Source organism: Pseudomonas sp. SZ57, from assembly GCF_009495975.1.
GTDB classification, from domain to species: domain Bacteria; phylum Pseudomonadota; class Gammaproteobacteria; order Pseudomonadales; family Pseudomonadaceae; genus Aquipseudomonas; species Aquipseudomonas syringae.
This window is the reverse complement of record NZ_WIBD01000005.1, coordinates 134,436-148,951: the sequence shown is the minus strand read 5'-3', so window position 1 is coordinate 148,951 and position 14,516 is coordinate 134,436. Positions and strand designations below refer to the sequence as shown.

The following is a 14,516-nucleotide window of genomic DNA, read 5'->3' as shown; positions in this document are numbered from 1 at the left end:
CCGCGTAGGCACGCCGTTCCGGACGCTCCGCGTCCAGTCCTTTCTAGTACCAGCGCGCTTCGCCTGCCGGGCGTTTCTTGAAGCGCTTCATGGTCCACATGTACTGGCTCGGGTAAGCCCGCACGTATTTCTCGACCACTTTACTCATCGCCGCTGCCGAGGTTTCGGTGTCGGTGCTGTACATGGCTTCCGGAGCCGCTTCGAGTATCACTTTGTAACCCGAGCCGTCCGGCAGGCGCATTGCGTGCAGGAATACGCCGACTGCCTTGCCACCGGCCAGCATGTTCGGCACGAACTTGCTGGTCAGGGCCATGGTGCCGCAGAAGGGCACGAAGATGCCGGCTGATTCGGCCGGCTCCGGATCGGCCGGAATACCCACCGAGCCGCCTTTGCGCACTTCCTTGATGACACTGAGAATGCCTTCCTTGGTTGACGCCGCCACCCGGTTGCCCAACTGCACACGCTGCTTGCGCAACAGGTCGTCCACGGCTTTCAGCTTGGGTGGACGATAGAAAATGATCGGCTTGCACTGGCTGCAGTAGAAGTGATTGAGCACTTCCCAGTTGCCCAGGTGACTGGTGATGCCGACCACGCCCTTGCCGGACGCCAGCGCGTCCTTGAGCACATCGAGCCCTTCGACTTCACGCACCAGGTCGATCGATTTCTGTGCCGGCCAGATCCACGCACAGGCGCTTTCGGTCAGGGTCTTGCCGATGTCCATGAGGCTGCGGCCGACGAGCTTTTCAAGCTCCGGCTCGCTCAACTCGGGGAAGCACTTGGACAGATTGATCCGTGCCACTTCCCGCGAACGGTTGGGCAGCTTCCACATCAGCCAGCCAATCGCGGTGCCTGTCCACTGCACCGCGCGCCACGGCAACAGCGCAAACAATCGCAACGCCCCGACCATTACGGCGCCTTTGAACTTATCCACAGATGACTCCCAGATTCTCGAGGCGGGTAGTGTAACCGTCAGCGGCTCAGGATCGCATACCGATCGCAATCGACGGTGTGGTCCATGACCATGCCGCTGGCCTGCATGTAGGCGTAACAGATGGTCGGGCCGACAAAGGTGAAACCGGCCTTTTTCAGTGCCTTGCTCATCGCTTCGGCCTCGGCGGTAATCGCCGGGACTTCGCTGCGGTCCTTGAAGTGATTGATCTTCGGGGTGCCGCCGACAAACGACCAGAGCAGCGCGATCGGGTCTTCCAGTGCCAGCCAGGCCCGCGCATTGGTGCGCACCGCCTTGAGTTTGAGGCGGTTGCGGATGATGCTCGGATCAAGCATCAGCGTCTCTATTTCGGCATCGCTCAGCTGCGCCAGGCGCTCGACGTCAAAGCCGTGCAGCACTTCGCGATAACGCGCCCGCCGCTTGAGAATCGTGATCCACGACAGCCCGGCCTGGAACCCTTCGAGCAAAAGCAACTCGAAGAGCTTCTGCGCATCGCGCAGCGGCACTCCCCACTCCTGATCGTGATATGCGATGTACAGGGGGTCTTCGTTGCACCAAAAGCAGCGTGTCATAGGGCTCCCAAGGAGTGGACGTGCGGCCGAATCGGGTATACTCCCGCTCTTTGAATCGCAGCCCAGCACAGGTGAAATTTGTGAGCCAGCCTACGCCAGCCGTGCGTACCTTCCAAGACTTGATCCTCGCCCTCCAGCAATACTGGGCAGAACAAGGTTGCGTGGTACTTCAGCCCTACGATATGGAAGTAGGCGCCGGCACGTTCCACACTGCCACGTTTCTGCGCGCCGTAGGCCCGGAAACCTGGAACGCCGCTTACGTACAGCCAAGCCGTCGCCCGACTGACGGCCGCTACGGCGAAAACCCGAACCGCCTGCAGCACTATTACCAGTTTCAGGTGATTCTCAAGCCGAACCCGGACAACTTCCAGGAACTGTACCTGGGCTCGCTCAAGCACATCGGCCTCGATCCGCTGGTGCACGACGTGCGCTTCGTCGAAGACAACTGGGAATCGCCGACGCTGGGCGCCTGGGGTCTGGGCTGGGAGATCTGGCTCAACGGCATGGAAGTCTCGCAGTTCACCTACTTCCAGCAGGTCGGTGGTCTGGAGTGCTACCCGGTCACCGGCGAAATCACCTACGGCCTCGAGCGTCTGGCGATGTACCAGCAGGGCGTGGACTCGGTCTACGACCTGGTCTGGGCTGACGGCCCGTTCGGCAAAGTGACCTACGGCGACGTGTTCCACCAGAACGAGGTGGAGCAGTCGACCTACAACTTCGAACACGCCAACGTCGACAAGCTGTTCGAGCTGTTCGACTTCTACGAAAGCGAAGCCGCACGCCTGATCGAGCTGGAGCTGCCATTGCCCGGCTACGAAATGGTCCTCAAGGCCTCGCACACCTTCAACCTGCTGGATGCCCGTCGCGCGATTTCCGTGACGGCGCGTCAGCAATACATCCTGCGCGTACGCACGCTGGCCCGTTCGGTGGCTCAAGCCTACCTGCAGGCCCGGGCCCGTCTCGGCTTCCCGATGGCGCCGCCCGATCTACGCGATGAAGTGTTGGCCAAGCTGGAGGCAGCGCAATGAGTGCTCAAGATTTTCTGGTCGAACTGGGCACCGAAGAACTGCCACCCAAGACCCTCGTCTCACTGGCCGATGCATTTCTCGCCGGCATTGAAAAAGGCCTCGCTGGCGCAGGTCTGACCTACAGCGCCAAACAGGTCTACGCCGCACCGCGCCGTCTGGCCGTGCTGATTACCGCACTGGCCACGCAGCAACCGGATCGCAGCGTCAACCTCGACGGCCCGCCGCGTCAGGCAGCGTTCGATGCCGACGGCAACCCGACTCAGGCCGCCCTGGGCTTCGCCAAGAAGTGCGGCGTCGACCTGAGCGAAATCGATCAGAGCGGCCCGAAACTGCGCTACAGCCAGACCATCCTCGGCAAGCCGACGACGTCGCTGTTGCCAACCATCGTCGAAGACTCGCTGAACGACCTGCCGATTGCCAAGCGCATGCGCTGGGGTGCTCGCAAGGAAGAGTTCGTGCGGCCGACACAGTGGCTGGTGATGCTGTTCGGTGATCAGGTCGTCGATTGCACGATCCTCGCCCAGAGCGCAGGTCGTCATTCCCGCGGTCATCGCTTCCATCATCCGCAAGATGTGCGCATTTCCTCGCCTGCCGGTTACCTCAGTGACCTGCGCGCCGCTCATGTACTGGCCGACTTCAACGAACGTCGCCAGATCATCAGCAAGCGCGTCGACGAACTGGCCACCCAGCAGGAAGGCACCGCCATCGTGCCGCCAACCCTGCTGGACGAAGTGGCCGGCCTGGTCGAGTGGCCGGTGCCGCTGGTGTGCTCGTTCGAAGAGCGCTTTCTGGAAGTCCCTCAGGAAGCCTTGATTACCACCATGCAGGACAACCAGAAATATTTCTGCCTGCTGGATGTCGACGGCAAGCTGCTGCCGCGCTTCATCACCGTGGCCAACATCGAGAGCAAGGACCCGGCACAGATCATCGCCGGTAACGAGAAGGTGGTTCGTCCACGCCTGACCGACGCCGAGTTTTTCTTCAAGCAGGACAAGAAGCAGAAGCTGGAAACCTTCAACGATCGCCTGAAGAACGTCGTGTTCCAGGCGCAGTTGGGCAGCGTGTTCGACAAGGCCGAGCGTGTGTCGAAACTGGCCGCTTACATCGCACCGCGCATCGGCGGCGACGCCCAGCGTGCTGCCCGGGCCGGTCTGCTGTCCAAGTGCGACCTGTCGAGCGAGATGGTCGGCGAGTTTCCGGAAATGCAGGGCATTGCCGGTTACTACTACGCCAAGGCCGACGGCGAACCTGAAGACGTCGCACTGGCGCTCAACGAGCAGTACATGCCACGTGGCGCAGGTGCTGAGCTGCCGACCACGCTGACCGGCGCTGCGGTGGCCATTGCCGACAAGCTCGACACGCTGGTCGGGATCTTCGGTATCGGCATGCTGCCCACCGGCAGCAAGGACCCGTACGCCCTGCGTCGTGCAGCACTGGGCATCCTGCGTATCCTGATCGAGAAGAAGCTCGACCTGAATCTGGTCGAAACAGTGAAATTCGCTGTCACGCAGTTCGGCGCGAAGATCAAGCCGGCCGGTCTGGCAGAGCAGGTGCTCGACTTCATCTTCGATCGTCTGCGCGCGCGTTACGAAGACGAAGGCGTCGACGTGGCGGTGTACCTCTCGGTACGTGCACTGCAACCGGCTTCGGCGCTGGATTTCGATCAGCGCGTCCAGGCGGTCCAGGCCTTCCGCAAACTGCCACAGGCCGCTGCACTGGCCGCAGTGAACAAGCGTGTATCGAACCTCTTGAGCAAGGCCGAGGGCAGCATTGCCCAGACCGTCGAGCCCAAGTATTTCGACAACGCCAACGAGTTCTCGCTGTACTCGGCCATCCAGCAGGCCGATCACGCGATCCAGCCTATGGCTGCCGAGCGTCAGTACAGCGAATCGCTGGCGCGTCTGGCGATGTTGCGTGAGCCTGTCGATGCGTTCTTCGAAGCCGTGATGGTCAACGCGGAAGACGCCAACGTGCGTGCCAACCGTTATGCCCTGTTGTCGCGTTTGCGCGGCCTGTTCCTCGGCGTCGCCGACATCTCGCTGCTGGGCTGACAAGGAGTCGCTGTGAAACTGCTGATACTCGATCGGGATGGCGTGATCAATCATGATTCCGACACTTACATAAAGTCGGTGGCGGAGTGGCTGCCCATTCCTGGCTCGATCGAAGCTATCGCAGCGCTGAGCAAGGCCGGCTGGACGGTGGCCGTCGCCACCAACCAGTCGGGCATTGCCCGAGGTTATTACGATCTGGCCACTCTGGATGCCATGCACGTGCGCTTGCGCAAGCTGGTGGCAGAGCAGCGCGGCGAGCTCGGTTTGATCGTCTACTGCCCGCATGGGCCAGACGATGGCTGTACCTGCCGCAAGCCAAAACCCGGCATGCTGCAGGCCATCGCCCGTCATTACGCAGCGGACCTCAAAGGTCTCTGGTTCGTGGGCGACAGCAAGGGTGACCTGCAGGCCGCATTGGCCGTCGATTCTCAGCCTGTGCTGGTGATGACCGGCAAAGGACGCAAGACGATGGAAGGCGGAGTGCCGGCAGGCACATTGATTTTTGACGATCTGGCGGCAGTTGCCGCAGAACTTATCCACAACAGCGCTCACTGAACAGTCAGCTCTTCAGGTTCAGGACGCTCAAGGAGCGGGCACCTGCCCGTACGGTAAACGTAACTATGTCGATCATGCAGGCAATCAGGACCTTCTTCTTTTACCTGTTGCTGGGCACCAGCTCGCTGTTGTGGTGCACGTTGAGTTTTTTCATTGCGCCTTTTCTGCCGTTCAAAGCCCGCTATCGCTTCATTAACGTCTACTGGTGCCGCTGCGCCATCTGGCTGACCAAGGTGTTTCTGAACATCAAGGTCGAAGTGACTGGCGCTGAAAACGTCCCGAAAACCCCTTGCGTGATCATCTCCAACCATCAGAGCACCTGGGAGACCTTCTTTCTGTCGGCGTATTTCGAGCCGATGAGTCAGGTCCTCAAGCGTGAACTGCTGTACGTGCCGTTCTTTGGCTGGGCGATGGCAATGCTGCGCCCGATCGCCATCGACCGCGAAAACCCGAAAGCCGCACTCAGGGAAATTGCCAAGAAGGGCGACGAGCTGCTCAAGGATGGCGTCTGGGTATTGATCTTCCCGGAGGGCACACGCGTGCCTTACGGCCAGGTCGGCAAATTCTCTCGCGGTGGTACTGCACTGGCAGTGAACGCTGATCTGCCTGTGCTGCCTGTCGCGCACAACGCAGGCAAGTACTGGCCTCGCGACGGCTGGGCGAAAAAACCAGGCACCATTCAAGTGGTTATCGGCGAGCCGATGTATGCAGAAGGCACAGGCCCACGCGCCATCGCTGCGTTGAATGACCGTGTACAGACCTGGAATGAAGACACACAACGCGCGATGGGTTCGCCTGTCGAGCCTGCAGCAACCCCCGAAAAAGTCCCCGCGTGATTTTGTGGATAACCTGTGTACGGTTTTTCCGAGATCGCTGAAAAAGACTGCTTAACCTGTTCATTCGTATACATATTTTTTCAGGCTATAAAAACCGGAAAAACGTGCATAAGTTTTGATGATGGATCAGAAACCGACCTGTAAGAGGTCGGTTTTTTTATGCGTGGGGGGTTGGCATGCAGGACTCGAATTGGCTTGTACAGGCTCAACAAATGGAGGCAAGCGTCCCTTGAAACGCTCGTGAGTCAAAGTCTTCTGGATCGGGCCTATTCCACTCGACGCGGAGAAAAGCTCAAACCCTCTCTACGGTAATCAGTTCCACGTGGAACAATCCGATATCGCTGATGACAGTACGTCTCTCCTTCGCTAGCCAATACAACGTCTCTCTTTAACGAACGATCAAAGGATCAGATCAGGACATCTTTGACCTGGTCGAGATCGTTTGCCCAGAACGTGTTCACCCTCTACACCCAGGGTGTGGGCAAAGGGGCCATTGCTGATCGAAGTTATATCCCCGTTGGAAAATGGGAATCTGATATTGGTGTGGACTGTTGAACAGGCCTGTAACTGTTGTTTTGCTCGGTTGCATCTTGAAATCCTTATCAGTGCTTTAAATCGAGCTGCAGTGACTTTTAAGCAATATCCATTGCCAGAAGTGAGTTAACGATTTTTGGGTTTTCCAGGCCCACTGAGACAACACGCTGGAACAGCTCCATAGGGTACTTGGAGTTGTCCATCGTTTCGGTGGCTCAGTCGTTGGCGTCGTTGAAGAGGCTGCTGGCTTGGTCGGTGTGCAAGGCTTGGCGCGCCTTCAGGCAGTCCAGTGCTATGTGTAACGCCTTCAACCAAAATAAAAAACCCCGGCGCTAGGCCGGGGTAGTGACACTTTTCGTCATGACAATTAACTTGCCCGTCGACAACTGATCAGAAGTCCAGGTTGGACACTGCCAGCGCATTGCTCTCGATGAAGTCACGGCGTGGCTCGACCGCATCACCCATGAGGGTGTTGAAGATCTGGTCAGCGCCGATGGCGTCTTCGATGGTGACCTTCAGCATGCGGCGCACACTCGGGTCCATGGTGGTTTCCCACAGCTGGTCCGGGTTCATTTCACCCAGACCTTTGTAGCGCTGGATGGTGTGGCGCTTGGTGCTTTCCGCCATCAGCCAGGCGAGGGCTTCCTTGAACTCGTTGACGGGCTTCTTGCGCTCGCCACGTTGCACGTAGGCACCTTCTTCCAGAAGCGTGCTGATCTGCGCGCCCAGGGCGGTAACGGTCTTGTAGTCGTTGCTGCCGAAGAAGTCGCGGTTGAAGGTGACGTAGTTCGACAGGCCGTGGGAGATCAGTTCGACCTCTGGAAGCCAGACATTACGTTCACGGTCTTCACGCAGGCTGGCCTTGTAGACCAGACCAGACTTCTCGCCGGTGCGCAGACGCGCGTCGAACAGTGCCAGCCAGGCTTGCATGCCCTCGTGATCCGACAGTTGCTCGAGGGTGATCGGCGGCAGGTAGACGAAGTGCTCGGTCAGTTCCTGTGGGTACAGACGCGACAGGCGCTTGAGGGTCTTCATGACCATGCGGAAGTCGTTGACCAGCTTCTCCAGCGCAGTACCGGAGATACCCGGTGCCGATTCGCTGAGGTGCAGGCTGGCGTCTTCAAGGGCCGACTGGGTCATGTATTCTTCCATGGCCTCGTCGTCCTTGATGTACTGCTCCAGCTTGCCTTTCTTGACCTTGTACAGCGGCGGCTGAGCGATATAGATGTAGCCACGCTCGATCAGCTCGGGTAACTGACGGAAGAAGAACGTCAGCAGCAGGGTACGGATGTGCGAGCCGTCGACGTCAGCATCGGTCATGATGATGATGTTATGATAACGCAACTTGTCGATGTTGTACTCTTCACGGCCAATACCGCAGCCCAGCGCAGTGATCAAGGTGCCCACTTCCTGCGAAGAGATCATCTTGTCGAAACGCGCTTTTTCAACGTTCAGGATCTTGCCCTTGAGCGGCAGGATGGCCTGGGTTCTACGATTACGCCCCTGCTTGGCTGATCCGCCAGCAGAGTCCCCTTCCACCAGGTACAGTTCGGAGAGGGCAGGGTCTTTCTCTTGGCAGTCCGCCAGTTTGCCCGGCAAGCCAGCGATATCCAGTGCGCCTTTACGACGGGTCATCTCACGCGCCTTGCGCGCAGCTTCACGGGCACGGGCTGCGTCGATCATCTTGCCGACAACCGCTTTGGCTTCGTTCGGATTTTCCAACAGGAAGTCGGAGAAGTACTTGCCCATTTCCTGTTCGACAGCCGTTTTGACTTCGGACGAAACCAGCTTGTCCTTGGTCTGCGAGCTGAACTTTGGATCAGGCACCTTGACCGAAATGATCGCAGTCAGACCTTCACGCGCATCATCGCCAGTGGTCGCGACCTTGTGCTTCTTAGCCAGACCTTCCTGCTCGATGTAGTTGTTCAGGTTACGCGTCAGCGCAGAACGGAAACCCACAAGGTGAGTACCGCCATCACGCTGCGGAATGTTGTTGGTGAAGCACAGCAGGTTCTCGTTGAAGCTGTCGTTCCACTGCAAAGCAATCTCGACACCGATACCGTCATCACGCTGGATGTTGAAGTGGAACACTTCGTTAACCGGTGTTTTGTTGGTGTTCAGGTACTCAACGAACGCGCGCAGACCGCCTTCGTATTTGAACAATTCTTCCTTACCGCTGCGCTCATCCTTGAGGACAATGCCGACACCGGAGTTCAGGAAGGACAGCTCACGAATCCGCTTGGCCAGGATGTCCCAGCTGAAGTGGATGTTCTTGAACGTTTCAGCGGAAGGCTTGAAGTGGATCTGAGTGCCTGTGCTGTCACTTTCACCGACGATCTTCATCGGTTCCTGTGGAACACCATGAACATAGGTCTGTTCCCAGATCTTGCCGCTACGGCGAACCGTCAGCAACAGAAGCTCTGAAAGGGCGTTAACTACAGAGACACCTACACCGTGCAAACCACCGGATACTTTGTAGGAGTTGTCATCAAACTTACCGCCAGCGTGGAGCACGGTCATGATGACCTCGGCTGCCGACACGCCTTCTTCTTTATGCACGTCTACCGGAATACCGCGGCCGTTGTCGCGCACGGTGATAGATTCGTCTGGATGGATGATGATGCTGATGTCGTCGCAATGGCCTGCCAATGCTTCGTCGATCGAGTTATCAACCACCTCGAACACCATGTGGTGCAGACCGCTGCCATCGTCTGTATCACCGATGTACATTCCGGGACGCTTGCGTACGGCATCAAGTCCTTTCAGCACCTTAATGCTGGACGAGTCGTACGTTTGGTTTTCGCTCATGCAATCACTCCCGATGGTCGTGGGTCTGGGTGATACGGCCTTGTTCCACGTGGAACAAAGCGACTGGCGTTTCCGTCTGCCAGCCTTCCCTCAAAAATTCTTGATCTACACAGGTGATAAACACCTGGCAGCGTAATTCTTCCAGCAAGCGGCAAAGCGCGCGTCGATGGTTGTCATCCAGTTCGGAGGGCAAATCATCTACCAGGTAAATACACTGGCCTCGACGTACCTGGCTGACCAGATGTCCCTGAGCAATACGCAGTGCGCAGACCACCAGCTTTTGCTGACCGCGAGACAGAATATCTGCCGCATTGTGCGCGCCTAATCTAAGGCGCAGGTCAGCTCGCTGTGGTCCGGCCTGGGTGTGGCCCATTTGCTGGTCGCGGTGGAGGGAAGAGGCAAGCACTGTACTTAGCTCTTTTTCCTTGTCCCATCCCCGGTAGTAGCTCAGGGTCAAACCTTCAAGCTCAACAAGTTCGCTCAAAGTCTGTTCAAAGACTGGCTTCAATGCCTTGATATAAGCCCGGCGGAACTCGTCGATCTCGTCACTTGCCGAGCACAGCTCACGGTCCCATGCCGCCTGTGAAGCGGCGTCAAGTGTACCATGCCGAAGCCACGAGTTTCGCTGCTTGAGGGCCTTCTGCAGGCGCTGCCACGTGGCCATAAAGCGAGGTTCCACGTGGAACACTCCCCAATCCAGAAACTGCCTGCGTATCTTCGGTGCACCTTCGAGCAATCGGAAGCTGTCGGGGTTGATGAGCTGCAGCGGCAGAATTTCTGCAAGCTGCGCGGCGCTTCTGGCGTTCTGCCCGTCGATACGAATCTGGAACTCGCCTTGGCGGTCACGTGAAACACCCAGATTGCTGTGTCCACCTTGCGCAAGATCGACCTGCCCGAAAACCGTACATGACGGCTGTTCGTACTGAATGACCGGAAGCAGGCGACTGCTACGAAACGAGCGGGCAATGCCCAGCAGATGGATAGCTTCCAGCACGCTGGTTTTGCCACTGCCGTTTGCGCCGTAGAGGATATTGATACGCGGGGAGGGGGAGAGGGTCACCGGGTGCAGATTGCGCACCCCGGTGACCGAGACGCGACTAAGAGACATCTAGGTTGCGCTGGACATGAAGTTACAGACGCATCGGCATGACAACGTAGGCGGAGTCGTCGTTATCGGACTCTTGCACCAGAGCGCTGCTATTGGAGTCAGACAGAATCAGGCGCACCTGCTCGGTGGTCATGACGCCCAGCACGTCGAGCAGGTAGCTCACGTTGAAACCGATCTCCAGCGAGTCACCGTTGTACTCGACGCTGATTTCTTCTTCTGCTTCTTCCTGCTCAGGGTTGTTGGCCTGAATCTTCAATTGACCGCTGGCCAGTTGCAGACGGATGCCGCGGTACTTTTCGTTGGACAGAATCGCCGTACGGCTGAACGCCTCACGCAGTGCCTGACGGTCACCGAGCACCAGCTTGTCACCACCTTTAGGCAGCACGCGCTCGTAGTCCGGGAACTTGCCATCCACCAGTTTAGAGGTGAAGGTGAATTCGCCAGTGGTCGCACGGATGTGATGCTGACCCAGAACGATACTGACCGTGCCGTCCTGTTCGGTCAGCAGGCGCGCCATTTCAAGAATACCTTTACGTGGAACGATCACCTGATGGCGATCGGCATGTTCGATATCGGCAGACATCGAGCACATGGCCAGGCGGTGGCCGTCGGTAGCCACTGCGCGCAAGATACCGGCGCTTACTTCCAGCAACATGCCATTGAGGTAGTAACGAACGTCCTGCTGGGCCATCGCAAAGCTGGTGCGCTCGATCAAGCGGCGCAGTTTGCTCTGCACCAGAGTGAACGTCAGCGAGCCCGGACCTTCCTCAACAGTAGGGAAGTCATTGGCAGGCAAGGTCGACAGGGTGAAGCGGCTACGACCGGCCTTGACGATCAGTTTCGAGTCGTCGAGCTTGATGTCGATCAGCGCGTCGTTCGACAGGCTCTTGCAAATGTCCATGAGCTTGCGCGCAGGAACCGTGATCTCTCCAGGTTCGGCAGGCTCTTCCAGCTGGACGCGGCCAACCAGTTCGACTTCCAGATCCGTACCGGTCAGCGAAAGTTGCTGACCTTCGACGACCAGGAGAACATTGGAAAGAACCGGCAAGGTCTGGCGGCGTTCGACGACGCCGGCGACCAATTGCAGGGGTTTCAACAGGGCTTCGCGTTGAATGGTGAAATGCATGGTCTAGTCCCTTGCCTTGATGAGCTGCACTGGCGTTATCACGTAGTCAGAGTGCGCAGCAGGTTCTTGTAGTCCTCGCGGATATCCGCATCGGATTCCTTGAGCTCGTTGATCTTTCGGCATGCGTGCAAGACGGTCGTGTGGTCACGGCCACCAAACACGTCACCGATTTCCGGAAGACTGTGGTTGGTGAGTTCCTTGGAGAGCGCCATCGCGACCTGGCGAGGCCGGGCGACAGAGCGGGAACGACGCTTGGACAACAGATCGGAGATCTTGATCTTGTAGTACTCGGCGACGGTGCGCTGAATGTTATCCACACTGACCAGCTTGTCCTGCAACGCCAGCAAGTCCTTCAGCGACTCGCGAATCAGCTCGATGGTGATGTCGCGGCCCATGAAGTGCGAGTGAGCGATGACGCGCTTGAGCGCACCTTCCAGCTCACGGACGTTGGAGCGGATTCGCTGGGCAATGAAGAACGCTGCGTCATGAGGCAGATCAACCTTCGCCTGATCTGCTTTCTTCATGAGGATCGCGACGCGGGTTTCCAGCTCCGGAGGCTCGACGGCAACTGTCAGGCCCCAGCCGAAACGCGACTTGAGTCGCTCTTCAAGACCTTCGATTTCCTTGGGATAGCGGTCGCTGGTCAGAATGACCTGTTGCCCGCCTTCCAGCAGCGCGTTGAACGTGTGGAAAAACTCTTCCTGCGAGCGTTCCTTGCGAGCAAAAAACTGGATGTCATCGATCAGCAGCGCATCGACTGAGCGGTAGAAGCGCTTGAACTCGTTGATTGCATTGAGCTGCAAGGCCTTGACCATATCCGCAACGAAGCGCTCCGAATGCAGGTACACGACCTTGGCGTTCGGATTCTTCTTCAGCAGGTGGTTACCCACAGCATGCATCAAGTGAGTTTTACCAAGACCGACGCCGCCATAAAGGAACAACGGGTTGTAGCCATGCTTGGGGTTGTCGGCAACCTGCCAGGCGGCAGCACGTGCCAGCTGGTTGGACTTACCCTCAACGAAATTCTCGAACGTGAACGTACGGTTCAGGTAACTGGTGTGCTTGAGCGCACCTTCTACCTGGACGGTGCGCTGTTCTGCGCGAGCGGGCGCTTGTTGCGAGCTGGCACCCGCCATCGGATCAAAGCTGTCACGCGACGGCTCGTTGTGTGCTGCAACGTTCTGGACCGGTGCCGGCGTCGCTACGGCAGCAGCTGGCGCCGCCGTGGCAGGAGCCGGTGCCGAGACGCTGCTCACCGAATTGGCAGACAGCGCCTGGGAGGCTGCAGCGGCCAATGGCGCATTCGGAGCGGCACGGGGTGCTGAGCTGCGCTTGCTTCCTATTAATAAGGAAAGAGCAGGGGCCATGCCTTGACCGTGTTCGCCAAGAAGCTCGAGCAAACGACCAAGGTACTTTTCGTTGACCCAGTCGAGAACAAAACGATTGGGTGCATACACACGCAACTCGTCGCCTTCGGCTTCGACCTGTAGCGGACGGATCCAAGTGTTGAATTGTTGGGCAGGCAGCTCGTCGCGCAAAAGCTCCACGCACTGCTGCCAAAGTTCCACTGACACGGATATCCCCTGAGTTGAAAGCCGGTGAGGCAAAAACAGCCGCCATTGTAACGACCCAGAGGCGACTTATCCACATGTAGGTTGCTCACAGAGAGCTATAAATCAACGATTTATGCATGAACCACACGACAAACGGTCAACGCGTAAGCTCTGTGGATAACCCATCTTCAGCCCATTGCATAAGTCAGGCTTGAACTCTGTGCATAACTCGCCTGTGGATAAAACAGCGTTCCATGCACAGCTTTTCCGAAGGTCCGACACAGGCAGGGCACCGTTTCTCGACAACCTTTCTGACCTCTGTACACATTGAATAACAAGGGCTGTGAGCTGTTATCCACAGAAAATATCTGCATAAGAGTTATAAGCTTTATAAAGAAGCTTTAAATACTCTCTTCTTTTTATTTCTATAACCGGAGCGGATTAGGGTAGCGGTGAATGAGAGGAAGAGGACGTTCAGCTATAAAAAGACGCCTATGAAGAAAAGCTGGTTGGAAATTGACCTGCGGGCCCGCTTTCTCTAGAATCCCCGGTCTCTTAAAACGGGGGCCATTCCGGCCCGTAGTGGACGAACCAGGTAACACGCCATGAAACGTACTTTCCAACCCAGCACTATCAAGCGCGCCCGCACCCACGGTTTCCGTGCACGTATGGCCACCAAAAACGGCCGCGCAGTTCTTTCGCGTCGTCGTGCCAAAGGCCGTAAGCGTCTGGCAGTTTGATAAATCGGCACAGGAGGTGAGTCGAGACTTCAGTCGGGAAAAGCGTTTGCTCACTCCCCGGCATTTCAAGGCAGTCTTTGACTCCCCTACCGGCAAGGTTCCGGGGAAAAATCTCCTGCTCCTTGCGCGCAACAACGACCTCGATCATCCCCGCCTGGGGCTTGTGATAGGTAAAAAGAGCGTGAAGCTCTCCGTCGAGCGCAATCGTTTGAAACGCCTGATGCGCGAATCATTTCGCCAACACCAAGACAGTTTGGTCGGTTGGGATATCGTGATCGTCGCGCGTAAAGGCTTGGGTGACGTAGAAAACCCTGAACTGATTCAGCATTTCGGCAAGCTCTGGAAACGTCTGGCGCGTAGCCGACCCATTCCGGAAGAAAAATCCGAACCTGCAGGGGTAGACAGTCCAGATGCGTAAACTGGCACTCGTTCCGATCCAGTTCTATCGCTATGCCATTAGCCCGCTGATGGCCAGTCACTGTCGTTTCTACCCCAGTTGCTCCTGCTACGCGTATGAAGCCATCGAAAATCATGGCCTTTTGCGCGGTGGCTGGCTGTCAATTCGTCGTCTTGGTCGCTGTCACCCATGGAATCCCGGTGGTTATGACCCGGTTCCAGCTGTCCCCACCTCCCGTTCTTCTTCGATGGCCGAGTAA

13 protein-coding genes are annotated in these 14,516 nt (G+C 57.6%); 7 read left to right on the top strand and 6 right to left on the bottom strand.

All coding sequences use genetic code 11. The features are described from left to right. Nucleotides 1-43 precede the first annotated feature (43 nt). The gene (locus GE543_RS08860) at nucleotides 44-931 is read right to left on the bottom strand and encodes a lysophospholipid acyltransferase (protein WP_371927124.1); all 888 of its coding nucleotides are present in this window, start codon (nucleotides 929-931) and stop codon (nucleotides 44-46) included. Nucleotides 932-969: 38 nt separating this feature from the next. Continuing rightward, nucleotides 970-1,521, bottom strand: a complete 552-nt coding sequence (locus GE543_RS08855; RefSeq protein WP_153221236.1) for a DNA-3-methyladenine glycosylase I — start codon at nucleotides 1,519-1,521, stop codon at nucleotides 970-972. Nucleotides 1,522-1,601: 80 nt separating this feature from the next. Between GE543_RS08855 and glyQ the strand changes: the two genes are divergently transcribed. The 4 genes from glyQ to GE543_RS08835 all read left to right on the top strand — a co-directional run bounded on the left by glyQ (nucleotide 1,602) and on the right by GE543_RS08835 (nucleotide 5,991). After that, complete coding sequence (glyQ, locus tag GE543_RS08850) at nucleotides 1,602-2,549, top strand: glycine--tRNA ligase subunit alpha (RefSeq protein WP_002551326.1); 948 nt, start codon at nucleotides 1,602-1,604, stop codon at nucleotides 2,547-2,549. Further along, nucleotides 2,546-4,600 (top strand): glycine--tRNA ligase subunit beta, encoded by a 2,055-nt coding sequence (gene glyS / locus GE543_RS08845; RefSeq protein WP_153221234.1) that lies wholly within the window; start codon nucleotides 2,546-2,548, stop codon nucleotides 4,598-4,600. The genes glyQ and glyS overlap by 4 nt, the downstream gene beginning before the upstream one ends. Nucleotides 4,601-4,612: 12 nt before the next feature. Then, nucleotides 4,613-5,155 carry a D-glycero-beta-D-manno-heptose 1,7-bisphosphate 7-phosphatase gene (gene gmhB, locus GE543_RS08840; protein WP_371927123.1) on the top strand — a complete coding sequence of 181 codons (543 nt, stop codon included), beginning with the start codon at nucleotides 4,613-4,615 and terminating at the stop codon, nucleotides 5,153-5,155. Between the two features lie 65 nt (nucleotides 5,156-5,220). Next, complete coding sequence (locus GE543_RS08835) at nucleotides 5,221-5,991, top strand: 1-acyl-sn-glycerol-3-phosphate acyltransferase (protein ID WP_003315938.1); 771 nt, start codon at nucleotides 5,221-5,223, stop codon at nucleotides 5,989-5,991. Between the two features lie 924 nt (nucleotides 5,992-6,915). Here GE543_RS08835 and gyrB read toward each other — a convergent pair. The 4 genes from gyrB to dnaA are packed head-to-tail and all read right to left on the bottom strand — an operon-like array spanning nucleotide 6,916 to nucleotide 13,141. Then, the gene (gyrB, locus tag GE543_RS08830) at nucleotides 6,916-9,333 is read right to left on the bottom strand and encodes a DNA topoisomerase (ATP-hydrolyzing) subunit B (protein WP_153221233.1); all 2,418 of its coding nucleotides are present in this window, start codon (nucleotides 9,331-9,333) and stop codon (nucleotides 6,916-6,918) included. 4 nt (nucleotides 9,334-9,337) lie between these two features. Next, a complete protein-coding gene (gene recF, locus GE543_RS08825) occupies nucleotides 9,338-10,441 on the bottom strand; it encodes a DNA replication/repair protein RecF (RefSeq protein WP_003340176.1) in 1,104 nt (367 codons plus the stop codon). A gap of 22 nt (nucleotides 10,442-10,463) precedes the next feature. Continuing rightward, nucleotides 10,464-11,567 carry a DNA polymerase III subunit beta gene (dnaN, locus tag GE543_RS08820; RefSeq protein ID WP_003421522.1) on the bottom strand — a complete coding sequence of 368 codons (1,104 nt, stop codon included), beginning with the start codon at nucleotides 11,565-11,567 and terminating at the stop codon, nucleotides 10,464-10,466. Nucleotides 11,568-11,605: 38 nt separating this feature from the next. Then, nucleotides 11,606-13,141 (bottom strand): chromosomal replication initiator protein DnaA, encoded by a 1,536-nt coding sequence (gene dnaA / locus GE543_RS08815; RefSeq protein WP_003437057.1) that lies wholly within the window; start codon nucleotides 13,139-13,141, stop codon nucleotides 11,606-11,608. A 584-nt stretch (nucleotides 13,142-13,725) separates the two neighbouring features. Between dnaA and rpmH the strand changes: the two genes are divergently transcribed. The 3 genes from rpmH to yidD are packed head-to-tail and all read left to right on the top strand — an operon-like array spanning nucleotide 13,726 to nucleotide 14,516. Beyond that, nucleotides 13,726-13,860: a 50S ribosomal protein L34 gene (rpmH, locus tag GE543_RS08810; protein ID WP_002551315.1), complete on the top strand. Its 135-nt coding sequence runs from the start codon at nucleotides 13,726-13,728 to the stop codon at nucleotides 13,858-13,860. Between the two features lie 16 nt (nucleotides 13,861-13,876). Further along, nucleotides 13,877-14,278: a ribonuclease P protein component gene (gene rnpA / locus GE543_RS08805; RefSeq protein WP_002551314.1), complete on the top strand. Its 402-nt coding sequence runs from the start codon at nucleotides 13,877-13,879 to the stop codon at nucleotides 14,276-14,278. Then, the gene (yidD, locus tag GE543_RS08800) at nucleotides 14,271-14,516 is read left to right on the top strand and encodes a membrane protein insertion efficiency factor YidD (RefSeq protein WP_002551313.1); all 246 of its coding nucleotides are present in this window, start codon (nucleotides 14,271-14,273) and stop codon (nucleotides 14,514-14,516) included. The genes rnpA and yidD overlap by 8 nt, the downstream gene beginning before the upstream one ends.

Coding starts and splice junctions, on each gene's coding strand:
- yidD (WP_002551313.1), top strand. CDS start 14,271: ATGCGTAAACTGGCACTCGTTCCGATCCAGTTCTATCGCTATGCCATT.
- recF (WP_003340176.1), bottom strand. CDS start 10,441: ATGTCTCTTAGTCGCGTCTCGGTCACCGGGGTGCGCAATCTGCACCCG.
- rpmH (WP_002551315.1), top strand. CDS start 13,726: ATGAAACGTACTTTCCAACCCAGCACTATCAAGCGCGCCCGCACCCAC.
- glyS (WP_153221234.1), top strand. CDS start 2,546: ATGAGTGCTCAAGATTTTCTGGTCGAACTGGGCACCGAAGAACTGCCA.
- GE543_RS08835 (WP_003315938.1), top strand. CDS start 5,221: ATGTCGATCATGCAGGCAATCAGGACCTTCTTCTTTTACCTGTTGCTG.
- gyrB (WP_153221233.1), bottom strand. CDS start 9,333: ATGAGCGAAAACCAAACGTACGACTCGTCCAGCATTAAGGTGCTGAAA.
- dnaN (WP_003421522.1), bottom strand. CDS start 11,567: ATGCATTTCACCATTCAACGCGAAGCCCTGTTGAAACCCCTGCAATTG.
- GE543_RS08855 (WP_153221236.1), bottom strand. CDS start 1,521: ATGACACGCTGCTTTTGGTGCAACGAAGACCCCCTGTACATCGCATAT.